Below are 14,589 nucleotides of genomic sequence, written 5' to 3'. Positions count from 1 at the left end.
ACTCCCTATGCCGGCGTAAAGTGTTTGATATCGGCGATTGTGCCTTCACGCTGCTCGGCAAAGACCGCCTTCACCTTCATGCCTGTTTTCAGCTTCGCAAAGTCCGTGTCGCCGATCAGGTGAAGAATGGCGCCGTCGGCCCCGTCGAGCTTGATGAGCCCGTAGGCCAGCGGGGCTTTCCGAGGCTGCATTTCATGCTCGTAATGGACCACCGTGAAGGACTCCAGGACTCCCGTGTCGCCGACCTTGACCCACTCTTCCGTCGGGACGAAGCAATCTCCGCATGATTTCACCGGGGGAACGTAAACCCGGCCGCAGCCGGGGCACCTGGTGCCCCAGATTTCCTTGTTATCCCGGATGGCGACGAGGAAACGGCTGCCCGTTTTCCCGACGTTCCAGAGATAGGGAACCTTGATGCGGCCCGAATAGACCATGTTTTGAACGTTGTCTTTCCTGTCGGTCATAAAAAACCTCCATCCTGCGGCGCGGCCGGGGTTCCGGGGAACCCGGGCGGCCGCATCAACTGAGTATGAATACGGCGCTCGCGGACCCGTGCGACGCTTCAAGCCCGCGAAGGCGCGCCTTCACCGCATCGCTGTCACTTCTTGGGCAGGCCGAGCATCTCCCGGGCCTGGGCGACCGTCGCCACCTCGCGGTTCATGATCTCGGCCATCTGCTTGACCCGCGCGACGAGTTGGGCATTGCTCTTCACCCTCTCGCCCTTCCTGAAATGCAGGTTGTCCTCCATGCCGACACGCACATGGCCGCCCAGCATGATGCCCATGGCGTTCATGGGGATCTGGAAAACTCCCGTCCCGATCACGGCGAACATCGAGTCGGAGGGCATCTCGTTGATGAAAGACAGGACGTTGGCGGGGGTCGGATAGGACGACGTCTGGAACCCCATGACGAACTGGATCATGAAGGGGGGATCGATGTTGCCCTCGCGGATCAGGTCCTGCAGGACCCAGTACTGCCCCGGATGGTAGATCTCCACCTCCGGCTTGATCCCCTTCTCCTTCATCGTTTTGGCGTAGAGATTGACGTCGGTGTAGGAGCAGGGAATGCAGGCGTCGAACATGTAGCCGTCGCGCGGATTGGCGAGGGGCGGCTTCCGGTCCTTCAGCGGGATCTTGAGCATGAACGGTCCCAGGTTCAGGCTCGCCATGTCCGGGGGCTCGGACGCGAAGAGGCAGCACATCCGCTGTTCCGTCGTCAGCCAGGGCCCGCCGCCCGTCGTGTTGTTGATGATGATGTCGGGGCAGCGCTCCCGGATCAGCTTGTTGACCCGCGCATAGTCCTCGGCATTGGACGAGGTCATCGAGAGATTATCCGGTACGCGGGCATGGAGGTGGACGGAGACGGCCCCGGCCTTGTACGCCTCGTAAACCGCATCGGCCTGCTCTTCCGCCGTCTCCGGCAGGTTCTCGTTCATCTCCTTGCCCTGTACGCCGCCCGTCATGGCGCAGGTGATGATCATCGGGGGCAGTTTCCCCATGGCGGTCCTGGTCATCCACTCGTACGGATTCCGATAATCCCAGATGTAATCCTCCTTCTTCATACGGCACCTCCGGTCGTTTGATTTGGTCGAGCACGCTCCGTCGGCTGGCGCCCGGAGCCTTGCGGGATACACCTTGACGACCCTTTGAAGAGCAAGGGGCATGCCGTTGACAAGAAGAGGCCCGCGATGCGCTTCGTTCCGCGGATGCTCGAGTGGATGCGGGTTTGCAGAACCGGTCCTTTCGGGAATCGGAAAGGCGGTGCTGTATGAAATTAACCCAGCCGCACCGGCTTCAGGCTGGGCGGCACCGGCCAGACAACTGCAACGAATCGATTATACTGGAATTTGGTTTGCTCGGATGAATACGGCCCAGAAAGTGGATGAAAACGGATCGCTATGCCACAGGAAGGGTGATCCGGAAATTCGTCCCCCTTTTCTCGTGGCTTTCGACCTCGATCATGCCGTTGTGATCCTGGATGATCCGGTGGGAGACGGCAAGGCCGAGACCGGTGCCGATTTTCTTGGTGGTGAAGAACGGATCGAAGATCTTGTTGAGGTGGCTGACGGGGATGCCGACACCGGTGTCCTTGAAATTGATCACGATCCGCCTGTTTCGCTCGGGATGGGTCTGCACGGCCGCCGTGCTGACGACGATCTCGCCCTGCCCGCCGATCGCCTCGATGGCGTTGAGCGTCAGATTCAGGAACACCTGCCGGAGCCGCTGCGGATCCGCATTGATCGTCATGGAGCGGCAATCGAAGTCCTTCCGGATCGTGATCTTTCTCTTCACCGCCTCCTTGTTCAGGAGTGCGATCGTGGAGGCCAGGAGGTCCACGACTTCCACTTCCTCCATCTGCAGCGGCAGGGGCCTCGCGAGATCGAGGACCTCCCGGAGCATCTTTTCCAGCCGGTCGACCTCCCCGATGATGCTCTGCAGGTCCTTTTTCTGGGGACTGTCATCCTCGTATTCCATCTCCAGATTCTGAACCGTCGTGGCGATCCCCGACAGGGGGTTGCGGATCTCGTGGGCGATCACGGAGGCGACGTGGCCGAGGGCGGCGAACTTCTCCACCCGCACCAGGTAGTCGTCCATCCGTTTCTTTTCCGTGACGTCGGTGACTTCGGAGACGACACCGAGCGTTCCGCGGTTCTCGTCCACGATGGCGAAGCAGCTCAGGTTCAAGACCAGCCGTTTGCCGTCTTTGCGCTGGTAGGTCCGTTCGTAATGGCTGATGTGCTCCTGGCGCTTGAAGACGTTGTAGAGACGGGTTCGTTCGTCATCGTCGAGATCCGACAACTCCTGCGCGAGAATCTTGCGGGCATCGTCCTCCGAGATCCCCAGGATCTCCTCCGCCCGGGGATTGAAGTGGAGAATGTTGCCCCTGATGTCGCTGATGACGATGCCGTCGACGGAGCACTTGATCACGCCTTCGAGAAGGACCTGCTTCTCGTGCAGCTTGTTGTAGAGGCGGGCGTTTTCGATGACGATGGAGGCCTGGTTGGCGAAGATGACGAGGGCCTCGATTTCGTCCTGGGTGATCTCGATGCGCGTCCGGTAGCGGTCCGCGCCGATGAAGCCCAGGATTTTCCCCTTGTGCTTCAGGGGCACATAGATGAGGCTCTGCCGCTCCTGACCCTGGCGGATATGAATCTGGTTGATGGCCTGATCCAGGGCCGTGGCATCGGGATCGTCCGAGGCGTTCTGGATGAACAGGGGAACACCCGACCGGATGACCCTTGTTTCATAACAGTCGTGGCGGTCCATGCTCAGGGGGGTTCTCCGGGCGTGCCGCTCCCCGTCTTCCGTGAAGCCCTTCACGCACTGGCACCTGAGCTTTGCCCCGTCCTCGCTCAGGAGCATGATGACCGCCCGGTCGAAATGGAGGGCCGCCATCGCGCGATCCAGGATCTCGTGAAACACCTGGTCGAGATCGGGGGCTTCGGTCAACAGGGAGGTGAGATCGTGGATATGGCTGAGGAGGGTGTTTTTCAGGTTCAGCTGGTCGGATAATCCATGGTTTTGAGCCGCGCGCTCCGTCTTCAATCCCCTCATGGCACACCTCGACAGGGAAGACGCTGAAAACGAATGCAGAGCGGGAAGCCTTCACCGGGAAGGCTTCCCGCCCTCTCTGAAACCTGGAACTGCCGTTAAACCGATACCTCACTGTGGACCGGACGGCAACCCCTGAGAACAGATGAACACTGTATGCGGGTTAGACCGCAAAGCTTTCCTCCGGAATGTCGAGCATGGAGAGATCTTCACTCTTGATCGCCTTCACGGTCGCATCCACTTCCGGCAGGACGTGGTTGATGAAGTATTTTGCCTCCTCGACCTTGCCGATGTAGAAAGCCGCCTCGGAGTCGCTCCCGGCCAGGGCCGCAAGCTTCGCTTTATCTTTGACATCGACCTTCTTCGCGGCACAGATGGACTCCAGCTTTTCCTCGGCAATGCCGGCTCCCCACAGAAGGAACCAGGCCATGACGATCTTGCTCATCGCCATCATAAACGGGTAGGCGTTGCTGATGGGGACCATGAATTTCCCCGATTTGACGCTGCCCCCGAAATACATGGCCATCTCGGCCAGGGTGTTCACCGCCTGCTGCACGTCGGCGGCCAGCGGCTTCAAGGTTTCATTCGCCTGGTACTTCGCCACGGTCGCGTTCATCTCGCCGAGGAGGCTCATGAAGTAGAGGCCCTTCTTCTGGCCGAGCTTGCGCCCGACCAGGTCCAGTGCCTGGATGCCGTTCGTCCCCTCATAGATCGAGGCGATCTTGATGTCCCGCATGAGCTGCTCCACGGGATACTCGGCGCAGTAACCGTAACCGCCGTAGGTCTGGATGGCGATTTCGGTGACCCGGAAGGCGATATCCGAGCAGTAGGCCTTGCAGAGAGGCGTCAGGACCTCCATGATGCCCTTGTACTTCTCGCGGTCCGCCTCCGATTCCATGCCCTCCTCGCGGTCCAGGCAGTAGGCCGTATAGTACAGCATGGCGCGCATCCCGTCGACGTGCGCCTTCATCCACAGGAGCATCCGCCGGACGTCGGCGTGCTGGATGATCGGGACCCTGGGGGCCTCCGGATTCTTCATGTTGAGAAGCGAAGAGCCCTGCAGCCGCTCTTTCGAATACTGGAGGGCGTGCAGGTAGGCCATGGATGCGGCGGCCAGTGACTGGAGTCCCACGCCGATGCGGGCCTCGTTCATCATCTGGAACATGACCTTGATTCCTTCGCGCTCCTTGCCCAGGAGCTCCGCGTAGCAGTCTCCGTTATCGCCGAAATTCATGACGCAGGTGGAGCTGCCGTGCAGTCCCATCTTGTGCTCGATGCCGCCGATCGAATAGTCGTTCCGGCGTCCCATCGTCCCGTCGTCGTTGACGATGTACTTGGGTACCAGGAAAATGGAGATTCCGCCCGTCCCCGGGGGATCTCCTTCAATCCGGGCCAGGACGGGATGGATGATGTTTTCCGTCAGGTCATGATCGCCCCCGGTGATGAACTGCTTCGTCCCCTGGAGACGGAACGTGCCGTCGGGCTTCCGGATGGCCTTGCACTTCAGGTTGCCCACGTCGGACCCTGCGGAGGGCTCCGTCAGGGCCATCGTGCCGCCCCAGATCCCGGCGTACATCTTTTCCATGTACTTCTTCTTCTGGGCGTCCGTGCCGAAAACTTCAATCAGGTGAGCGGCCGCTTGTGCCGGCTCCGGATAGACGAAAAAGGAGAAGTTATGGATGAACCACTCCTTGGCCGCCACCGTGATCGAATAGGGAAATCCCTGGCCGCCGGCGTCCTGTGACACCCCCATGTTGATCCAGCCGCCATCCCGGTATACGTCGAAGCAGCGCTGGAAGGACGGTGGCACATGGACCTGGCCGTCTTCCAGCCGGCAGCCTTCCCGATCTCCCGACACCAGGGTCGGGAAAACGACGTCCAGCGCCAGGCGCTCCGCTTCCTTCAGCACCATCTCGAACGTTTCCTGCGAAAAATCCGCCCACTTCGACATCCCGCACAGGTCTTCCGTCTTGAGCATCTCCTGCAGGACAAATATCTGATCCCGTCGATCCAAAATCAAACTCGCCATATTACCTCCACAATACAACAGGCTTCCCGGCCGTCGGCAATTTGCTCCCGTTCCGTTCCGCAGCCGCGGACGGCCGCCGGGCGAATCCATTCTCCGGATACGGCATACGGCGGTTGAAAATCAAATTGCTCCCGGGATCGTCGTATCTGAATAAAAAGGCGTCACCGCTCCCGGATGCGGCACGGGAGCAGTGACAAGGGGGTTCTCAGGAAACGGCCGCCACGAACGATCCCATGATCTTGACGTTGCCGGTGGCATCCGCCGACTGGATCTCGCAGCGGATTCTCTTCTCGCCGGCTTCCTCGAATTTTTCGACGACCGTCCCGGTCACGATGATCGTCGCCCTGTCCTTGGAGCCCGGGTCATCCAGGTCCATGGGTTCCGTCATGGCGGAGAACCGGACGCCGAACTTGCGCAGGTTCTTGTCGTCGATCCACTCCGTGATGGCGCGCCCCGTGATGCCCATCACGAGCATCCCGTGGGAGATGATCCGCGGCATGCCGAACATCTTGGCGAACGTCTCGTCGTGGTGCAGGGGATTGAAGTCTCCCGAGGCGCCGGCATAGCGGACGATATGCGTGCGCGTAATGGGGTCCGATGTGAACGTCGGCATCGCGTCGCCGACATTGATGCTCTCGTACGTCAATGCTTTCGTCATAGCCTCCTCCTATCTCTCAACCAGGGTCGTACGATTCCGGATCACGACCTCGCCCCGCTGATTCTTGATTTCCGTCTCCAGAACCGTGAATTCCATGAATTTCCCGGGCTTGCCCTTCTTTTCCTTGTCGTACATGTCCACCACCTTGGTGACTCCCGTCATGACATCGCCCGGGTAGATCGGCGCCAGGTATTCATACTCCTCTTCGCCGTGAAGCAGCCGGCCCAGGTTGATGTTGATCGCCTGGATCATGGGCATCAGTCCCTCCCCACCCCACAGAGCGAAGCACGTCTGGAAGGTAGGTGAGGGAATCACGTCCTTGTAGCCCGCCGCTTTTGCCGCCGCGCTGTCAGCATAGATCTGCTTGATCTGGCTCTTACTTTCCTTCTGCGAGATGGCGATGGCGAACTCGGCGATCTTCCCCCTTTCCACTTCGTAGACGTAGGGTGGAAACTCCAGTCCCAACTTCGATTTGTCTGCCATGTGAACCTCCCATTCTGTTTGATCTTCTTGGGTGTTTTGTTACCGACGGGAATGGGAGGGCGAGGACGCCCTCCTTCCCCTCGCTATGAGAAGAGTCCCGTCTTTTCGAATCCGTCGATCTCCTCCTCGCCGTACCCCAGGCCGAGAAGGACTTCCCTGTTGTTTGTTCCCGCCTTCACCCCGGAACGGCGGTAATGGGGCGGCGTTTCAGAAAACTTGATGGGACAGGCGGGCTGCCTCACGGCGCGGCCGTCGGGCAGGGCGACCTCGGCCACCCAACCCCGATCCCTTGCCAGGTCGCTGTCGAATGCCTCCGACAGGGACCGGACGGGCTCCATGCAGGCGTCCGTCTCCGCGAAAATCGCTTCCCATTCCGACAGCGTCTTTTTTGCAAAGATCGCCCGGATCTCTTCCTTTACCTTTGCACAATCCGGCGGCACGACACCGCCGGCAACCAGGTCCGGACGGCCGATGGCCCGGCAGAAGGCGCTGAAGAACTGGGGCTCGATGCCCCCGAAACCGAGATAGCCGCCGTCCGCCGTCCGGTAGAAATCGTAGAGGGACCCGCCGTTCAAGATGAAGCCCTCCCTCCCGACCTCCTCTCCCACCGCCAGGCAGGCCGCGGCGGCCATGGCATTGAAGGCGGCCGCCCCGTCCGTCATGGAGATGTCCAGATACTGGCCTTTCCCGGTCTTCAACCGGTGGATGACCGCGGCCAGGATCGCAATGATGGAGTGATTGGAGCCCGACGCCACATCGGCGATCTGCATGGGCATCGGAACGGGTCCTTCTTCCTTTCGTCCCGCGTAGCCCATGAGTCCCGAGAGGGCCAGGTAGTTGATGTCGTGGCCGGCCCTGTCCTTGAACGGGCCCGTCTGTCCGTATCCCGTCAGGGAGCAGTAGATCAGGGCGGGGAACTTCTCCGCCAACTGACCGTAGGCCAGTCCGAATTTCGCCATGACCCCGGGACGGAACTGCTCGATCATGATGTCATGGCTTTCCAGCAGGCGATGGACAACCTCGATTGCCCGGGGATCCTTGAGGTTCAGTGTCAGGGACCGCTTGCCCCGCCCCAGGTAGGCCGAGGCGACGGACAGGTCCGTTCCCGGCAGGAACGGCGGCAGGAAGGCCGTCAGGTCCGGCCGGCTCCCGGAGACAACGGACAGGACATCCGCCCCCAGGTCGGCGAGGGTCATCGTGGCGTACGGCCCCGGCAACAGCGTCGTAAAATCCAGAATTTTAAGGCCTTCCAGGGGTCCCGACATGGAATCGCGCCTCCTACAGGCCCATGAACCGGGCGATGATGGTCTTCATGATCTCGTTGGTGCCGGCAAAGATCCGGGTCACCCGGAGATCCCGCCAAGAGCGGGAGATGGGGTATTCGTCGCAGTAGCCATATCCTCCGTGAAGCTGGAGGCATCGATCCGCGACGCGGTTGGCCATGTCGCTGATCCAGTACTTGGCCATGGACGTCTCGATGATGATCTGCTTCCCTTCCATGTGGTCGGCCACGAGCTTGTCAACGAAGGTCCGGCCGATCTTGATTTCCGTGGCCATCTCCACAAGCTCGAACTGGTTGTGCTGGAACTTGGAGATCGGCTTTCCGAACACCGGCCGCTCCTGGCAGTACTTGATGGTGTATTCCAGCATGAACTCGGCGGCGGCAACGGCGCCGATCGACAGGACCAGGCGCTCCTGCTGGAGCTTCTGCATCAGCTTCAGGAAGCCCGTACCCTTGTCTCCCAGCCGGTTGCTCTTCGGGATCCGGCAGTCCGTGAAATACAGCTCCGACGTATCCTGGCTGTGCCAGCCCGCCTTCTTGATCTGCCGGCCCTTCTCGAACCCGGGCGTTCCGGCTTCGACGAGGAAGAGGTCGACCGCCTTGTGGGGGTTGCTTTCCGCCGGGTCCTTGGCGGCCACGACGCACAGGTCACAGTTGATCCCGTTCGAGATGAAGGTCTTCTGCCCGTTCAGGATGAAGGAGTCCCCGCTCTCCGCTGCGGTCATCTTCATGGCCGCCAGGTCGCTCCCCGCGTTGGGCTCCGTCATGGCCACGGCGGTGATGCAGTCTCCGGTAACGCAGCCGGGGAGATATTTATGCTTGTGATCCTCGGATCCAAAGGAAAGGATGTAGGGAACGATGATGTCGCTGTGCAGGGAGGCGGTGAGCCCCCAGAAATTCGCCCGGGCCATTTCCTCGTTGACGATCACCGAGTACAGGAAATCCGCCCCCGGTCCGCCGTACTCCATGGGAACCGACGTACCCAGGAATCCCTGCTGCCCCATCTTCTGCCAGGCGCTCCGGGGAACAATGCCGGCCTCCTCCCACTCCTCGACATGCGGAATCAGCTCGTTCGCAACAAACTTCCGCAGGGTGTCGCGGAACATCTTGTGTTCATCCGTGTAATTGAGAATGTCCATACGTTGTCTCCTTGACGAAATGCCGATGATTCAGAAAGCAATGTGGATTGCTGCGGATACCGTGTCTTTCGTGTCCGGGTTGCCTGCCCGGGGCTCGGGGACGGACCCCTTCACCCCGGGCAGGGTGTAACGGATGGGAACTTATTTACCGAGCTTGCCGATGATGGAGATGGCGCACACGTTCTGGTGGGGGAATCCGCCCAGATTGTGCGTCAGGCCGTAACGGGGATCCTTCAGCTGGCGCTCCCCTGCCTTTCCCTGCAGCTGCAGGTACATCTCGTAGATCATCCGGAGTCCCGAGGCACCGATCGGATGGCCGAAACACTTGAGGCCGCCGTCGATCTGCGCCGGAACCTTGCCGTCCCGGTCGTACATGCCGTCCAGGGCGTCCTTCCAGGCCTGGCCCGGCTCGGAGATGTGGAGATCTTCGTAGCTGACCAGTTCCGTGATGGAAAAACAGTCGTGGAGCTCGATCATGCTGATCTCTTCCTTCGGATTGGTAATACCGGCCTCTTTGTATGCAGCGGTGCTGCACTTGCTCGCCGTGACGAAATGGTCACCGGCCCACTCGTTGAAGCCGCCTTCATAACCGTTGCTGACGGATAACTGGACCGCCTTGACGGTGATAATGTCCTTCTTCCCGAGTTTCTTGGCGATTTCCGGGGTCGTGACGATCGCACAGGCCGATCCGTCGGAGACACCGCAGCAGTCAAACAGGCCCAGGGGCCAGGCAATGATCGGGGCACCCAGGACCTGGTCCATCGTAACCGCCTTCCGCAGGTGGGCCTTGGGATTCAGGGCACCGTTGGCATGGCTTTTCACCGACACGTGGGCAATGGCCCGCTTGATGTCGTCGTTCTTGATCCGGTTCTTGGCCACATAAGCCGATGCGAGCTGGGCGAACAGGCCCGGCGCCGTCGCATTGGGAAACCACTGCCAGACCAGGCTCCCCGCCGTAGCACCCCACGCGGGAAGTCCACCGTACCCCGTGTCCTTGAGCTTTTCGACGCCCAGCGCCAGGCAGATGTCATAGGCACCCGAGGCGACACCGTACACCGCCCCGCGGAAAGCCTCTGTTCCCGTGGCGCAATAGTTCTCCATCCTGGAAACGGGGATGTTGGGCAGGCGAAGGGCAACGCTCATGGACGGCGAGCCCTTGCCGACATTGACCTCGTCCATACAGACGCCGAACCAGGCCGACTGGATTTCCTTCTTCTCGATCCCGGCATCGGCGATCGCTTCCTGAAAGGCCTCGACCATCAGGCCCTCCGCTCCCATATCCCATCGCTCTCCAAACCGGCTGCAACCCATACCGATGATCGCGACTTTGTCTCTAATTCCCGTAGCCATGGTAGTACCTCCCCAATCGTTAGAATTTGAACAGTTTGCCGATGAGCTGGGATTTCATCATGTCGCCGCTCACCTTCAGTTTGCCGGCGGAGAAGGCCTTCATGCCGTCCAGCTTGCCGGTGATGAGGTCGACGAAGTCCGCGTCGGCCATGCCGATGGTAGTGGTAGCGCCGTCGACCTTTCCCGCCGATACCGTGCAGGCACCGTCCTTCACGGTGACGAACCAATCACCGCCCGTCGGGCCGGAGATGTTGAACTGGAAGACCACATCCTTACCGGCAGCCGCGGCTGCGTTGAATGCGGACGGCATCTTGTCGAAGATCCCCTTGACGTCCATGGCACCACCAGCCTTGGGCGCCTCGCTGCCAGCCGGTGCCGGCGGCATGAGGAACGTCATGATGGCCGCATTCAGCTCTCCGTAGTACTTCGCACCGGCCATGTTGTTGATCTTGTCCCAGTTGTCGCGGATGTCCTCCGGCGTCGGCACTTTCCCGGCTTCGCCCAGTGTGACCCCGGGGCCGGTCATGATGGCCGCGCGGCTGTAGTATCCGGCGCCCACGTTGAAAATGCTTCCGTTCTCCTTGCAGTCCTCGGAGCAGAGATAAATCGTGAGACCGGCAACATAATCGGGGCTCATCTTCTTGAACATCTCCGGCGGCATGACGTCTTCCGTCAACCGGGATGCCGCGATCGGCGCGACCGTGTTGACAAAAATGTTGTACTTCCCGCCCTCTGCCTTAAGCGTGTTCATGAAGCCGACCAGCCCCAGCTTGGCCGAGGAGTAGTTCGTCTGGCCGAAATTGCCGTACAGGCCCGCCGCGGACGTCGTCATGACGATCCGGCCGTACCCGTTCTCCCGCATGACCTTGAAGGCGGGACGCGTCACGTTGTAGGCGCCGTTCAGGTGGACCGCCAGGACGGCCGCCCAGTTTTCCGGCTCCATCTTGAGAAGACCCTTGTCGCGCAGGATCCCCGCATTGTTGATCAGGATGTCGACCTTGCCGAAAGCATCGAGGGCCGTCTTCACGATTCCCTCGCCACCCTGAGGCGTGGCCACATTGTCGTAATTGGCAACGGCTTCGCCGCCCAATGCCTTGATTTCATTGACGACCAAGTCTGCAGGCCCTGCCGCACCCGCACCAGAGCCGTCCCGGGCGCCGCCGAAGTCGTTCACCACGACCTTCGCACCACGGCGACCCAGTTCCAGTGCATAGGCCCGTCCCAAACCGGCGCCGGCGCCCGTCACGATGGCTACCCGGCCCTGGAAGTCGACCTCGGGAATCCAGTCGGTCTGGGGCACAGGCTTCCAGAAATACTGGGAGAAGCCTCGCGCCTTGTCGGCAACCCTTCTGCGGAAGGACAGCGTCACGGGCATTCCGACCTTGAGGTCGTTCAGCTCGCAGTCGGTGAAGTCGGCCACGAAGCGGCCGCCGCCCTCAAACTGCACCAGGCCGTAGATCGCCGGCGGGTCGACCGACACCGCCAGAAGGTCGCCGGTGAAGCTCTTGATTCGCGCCGGAACACCTGCGAACTCGTAATCGTCCATGGGCCCCACGTGGCCGCAGGCGGGGTTTACGCAGATGTCCGCCGGCGGGAACTGGGGCGTCCCGCAGGCCGTACACTTGCCGCCGACCATGCCGAGGATCATCTTGCGGTTCCGCCACAGGGCCGTCATGGCCGTCTGGACCGGCGCCTCCGCCCGAATGCCCGTCTCCGGATCGATCAGCTCGCGGAACTTGAGGAACTTCATGTAGTTATCAGTCGTCTTCTTCTTGGCCAGCGAACCCTTCACGCCCGCCCTCGCGGCGAGCTTCGTGATGTTCTCCGTCACCTTGAAGTACATGGCGTCGCATCCCTGGCCGAAGCCGGCCACCAGGATTCCGTCGCCCGGCTTGGCCGTTTCGAGGGCCGATACGAACATCAGAAGGGCATGGGCCGTGCCGGTTTCCCCGCAGACCTCATGCATCGTGTCGACGAGCTTGTCTGCCGAGGCGCCGAGCTTCTTCGCGATGGACCGGTGCTCAGCCTTGAAGATGCACGGGAAGACGAGTTTCTGGACGTCGTCCATGGTGATCTTCAGCTTCTTCATGAGGCCGCCGACCGCCTCGGGGATGAACTTGGAGTAGCCTTCCTCACGGAGCCAGCGCTCTTCCCAGGTGTAGTCGAACTCAGACCAGGAACCGCGGAAATGGTCCACGAAGTCGTACGTGACGCTGTAGGAACCCTTGAATTCTGCCACGACATCGTCGCTGCCGACCATCAGGGCCGCCGCGCCGTCGCCGAACCACATTTCATAGAAGCCGGCCGTCCTGGTGTGGCGCTTGTCCGAAGCGGCGACCAGGATGGTCTTCCTGTTGCCCGCTTTCGCAACGTCAAGAGCCGTCAGGAGGCCTGTGGTCCCTGCCCGCTGGGAGGACGTGAAGTCCGCCGTGTTGATGTCGCTCCGCAGATTCAGTGCCGTCACCAGGATTCCCGCATTCTGCCGGTCACTGAAGGGGAGAGTCGTCGAGCAGAGATAACCCGCGTCGATTTTCTTCTTGTCCTTGCCGATCAGGCAGTCCTGAGCCGCCGCGACCGCCATGGTGAGGCTGTCTTCATCGTAATTGCACATGGAGCGCTCGCCCTGGGCGACGCTGATCAGCGCCGGCGCGAACCAGCCCATGGCCTGGTAGATTGCCATCCGGTCCAATCTCAGGCGGGGGATATAGGCTCCAAATGATGTAATACCGACCATTGTCTTACCTCCTTCATTCACGTGTATTGCGTTCGCATTTTCGAATCGTTCGTCCCGAAGGATCCCGCCTCAGAATTTGAACAGCTTCTCCAGGAGCTGCGATTTCATCAGGTCGCCTTCAATCTTCAGCTTGCCGGAGGTGTAGGCCTTCATGGCGTTCATCTTCCCGTTCATGAGATCGATATAGTCGCCGGCGGCCATCTTCAGCGTGCAGCCGGGGCTCGCATGGGTTCCAGCCGCCACGGTCAGGGCACCGCCCTTGATCTCCGCGTACCAGTCGCCGCCGCCGTCGCCGGAGATGCAGTACTGGAACACCACGTCTGTTGTGGCCGCACCCGCCTGGAAGGCACCGGGCATGGCAGCGAAGACATCTTTCACCGCGGCAAATCCACTGCTGCTCTTCGGGGCTTCCTTCTTCCCCTCCAGGGCCGCGAGGACGTCACCGAGAACGAGTTCGTTCAGGTTGCTGTATTCCCTGGCACCCTTCAGATCGGCGATCTTCGCCCAGTTGACGGAGATGTCTTCAACGGAGGGGATCTTCGTTCCGCCGCCGAGAACAACGCCCGGGGCCGTCATGATGGCGGCGCGATTGTAGAAGCCGGCGCCGCAGTTGTAGACGTGGCCGGTGTCCCCACACTCTTCCGAGCAGAGGTACAGGACGATGGGGGACACGTACTCCGGTTTCAGCTTGTCCAGCATGTCCGGCGGCAGGATGTCTTCCGTCAGCCGCGAAGCGGCGATCGGGGCAATGGTGTTGACCTTGAAGTTGAACTTCCCGCCTTCCAGCTTCAGGGTGTTCATGAAGCCTACGAGACCCAGTTTGGCCGAGCTGTAGTTCGTCTGGCCGAAATTGCCGTACAGTCCCGCTGCGGAGGTCGTCATGACGATCCGCCCGAATCCGTTGTCTTTCATGGCGCCGAAGGCCGGGCGGGTCACGTTGTAGGCGCCGGTCAGATGAACGTCGAGCACGATCTGCCAGTTCTCCGGCTCCAGCTTGAGGAGACCCTTGTCCCGAAGAATGCCTGCATTGTTGATAAGGATGTCCAATTTCCCGAAGGCGTCGATGGCCGTCTTGACAATGTTCGCACCGCCCTCTGCGGTGGCGACGCTGTCGTAATTGGCCACGGCTTCTCCGCCCAGTGCCTTGATCTCATCGACGACCTTGTCCGCCGGACCCGCGGCGCCTGCGCCGGAGCCGTCACGAGCCCCGCCGAAGTCGTTGACGACCACCTTGGCCCCGCGCTTGGCGAGCTCCAGGGCGTACACGCGGCCCAGGCCGCCGCCCGCGCCGGTTACGATGGCCACGCGGCCATCAAAACGAATTGCGCTCTTTTCTCCCATAATCAGTCTCCCTTCTGTGGAA

The 14,589-nt window shown here is 60.9% G+C and carries 11 protein-coding genes; all 11 read right to left on the bottom strand.

What is annotated here, in order from left to right; genetic code table 11:
• Positions 1–5: 5 nt before the first annotated feature.
• The 11 genes from PLO63_11430 to PLO63_11380 all read right to left on the bottom strand — a co-directional run bounded on the left by PLO63_11430 (position 6) and on the right by PLO63_11380 (position 14,567).
• Entirely contained in the window at positions 6–464 is a 459-nt protein-coding gene (locus PLO63_11430; GenBank protein HOI74743.1) for a Zn-ribbon domain-containing OB-fold protein, read from the bottom strand.
• A gap of 134 nt (positions 465–598) precedes the next feature.
• Positions 599–1,561 carry a 3-keto-5-aminohexanoate cleavage protein gene (locus PLO63_11425; protein HOI74742.1) on the bottom strand — a complete coding sequence of 321 codons (963 nt, stop codon included), beginning with the start codon at positions 1,559–1,561 and terminating at the stop codon, positions 599–601.
• Between the two features lie 334 nt (positions 1,562–1,895).
• Positions 1,896–3,554, bottom strand: a complete 1,659-nt coding sequence (locus PLO63_11420; GenBank protein HOI74741.1) for an ATP-binding protein — start codon at positions 3,552–3,554, stop codon at positions 1,896–1,898.
• A gap of 160 nt (positions 3,555–3,714) precedes the next feature.
• The gene (locus PLO63_11415) at positions 3,715–5,580 is read right to left on the bottom strand and encodes an acyl-CoA dehydrogenase (GenBank protein ID HOI74740.1); all 1,866 of its coding nucleotides are present in this window, start codon (positions 5,578–5,580) and stop codon (positions 3,715–3,717) included.
• A gap of 205 nt (positions 5,581–5,785) precedes the next feature.
• Entirely contained in the window at positions 5,786–6,238 is a 453-nt protein-coding gene (locus PLO63_11410; protein HOI74739.1) for a MaoC/PaaZ C-terminal domain-containing protein, read from the bottom strand.
• 9 nt (positions 6,239–6,247) lie between these two features.
• Positions 6,248–6,721, bottom strand: coding sequence for a MaoC family dehydratase N-terminal domain-containing protein (locus tag PLO63_11405; protein ID HOI74738.1), 474 nt, complete (start codon positions 6,719–6,721; stop codon positions 6,248–6,250).
• Between the two features lie 83 nt (positions 6,722–6,804).
• Positions 6,805–7,986, bottom strand: a complete 1,182-nt coding sequence (locus PLO63_11400; GenBank protein ID HOI74737.1) for a CaiB/BaiF CoA-transferase family protein — start codon at positions 7,984–7,986, stop codon at positions 6,805–6,807.
• 13 nt (positions 7,987–7,999) lie between these two features.
• Complete coding sequence (locus PLO63_11395) at positions 8,000–9,142, bottom strand: acyl-CoA dehydrogenase family protein (protein HOI74736.1); 1,143 nt, start codon at positions 9,140–9,142, stop codon at positions 8,000–8,002.
• Between the two features lie 141 nt (positions 9,143–9,283).
• Positions 9,284–10,492 (bottom strand): acetyl-CoA acetyltransferase, encoded by a 1,209-nt coding sequence (locus PLO63_11390; protein ID HOI74735.1) that lies wholly within the window; start codon positions 10,490–10,492, stop codon positions 9,284–9,286.
• 19 nt (positions 10,493–10,511) lie between these two features.
• Positions 10,512–13,226 carry an SDR family NAD(P)-dependent oxidoreductase gene (locus PLO63_11385; GenBank protein ID HOI74734.1) on the bottom strand — a complete coding sequence of 905 codons (2,715 nt, stop codon included), beginning with the start codon at positions 13,224–13,226 and terminating at the stop codon, positions 10,512–10,514.
• 69 nt (positions 13,227–13,295) lie between these two features.
• Entirely contained in the window at positions 13,296–14,567 is a 1,272-nt protein-coding gene (locus PLO63_11380) for an SDR family oxidoreductase (GenBank protein ID HOI74733.1), read from the bottom strand.
• Between the last annotated feature and the right edge of the window lie 22 nt (positions 14,568–14,589).

It is taken from the genome of Syntrophales bacterium, from assembly GCA_035363115.1.
GTDB lineage: Bacteria > Desulfobacterota > Syntrophia > Syntrophales > PHBD01 > PHBD01.
This window is presented reverse-complemented; position numbering and strand designations above follow the sequence as displayed.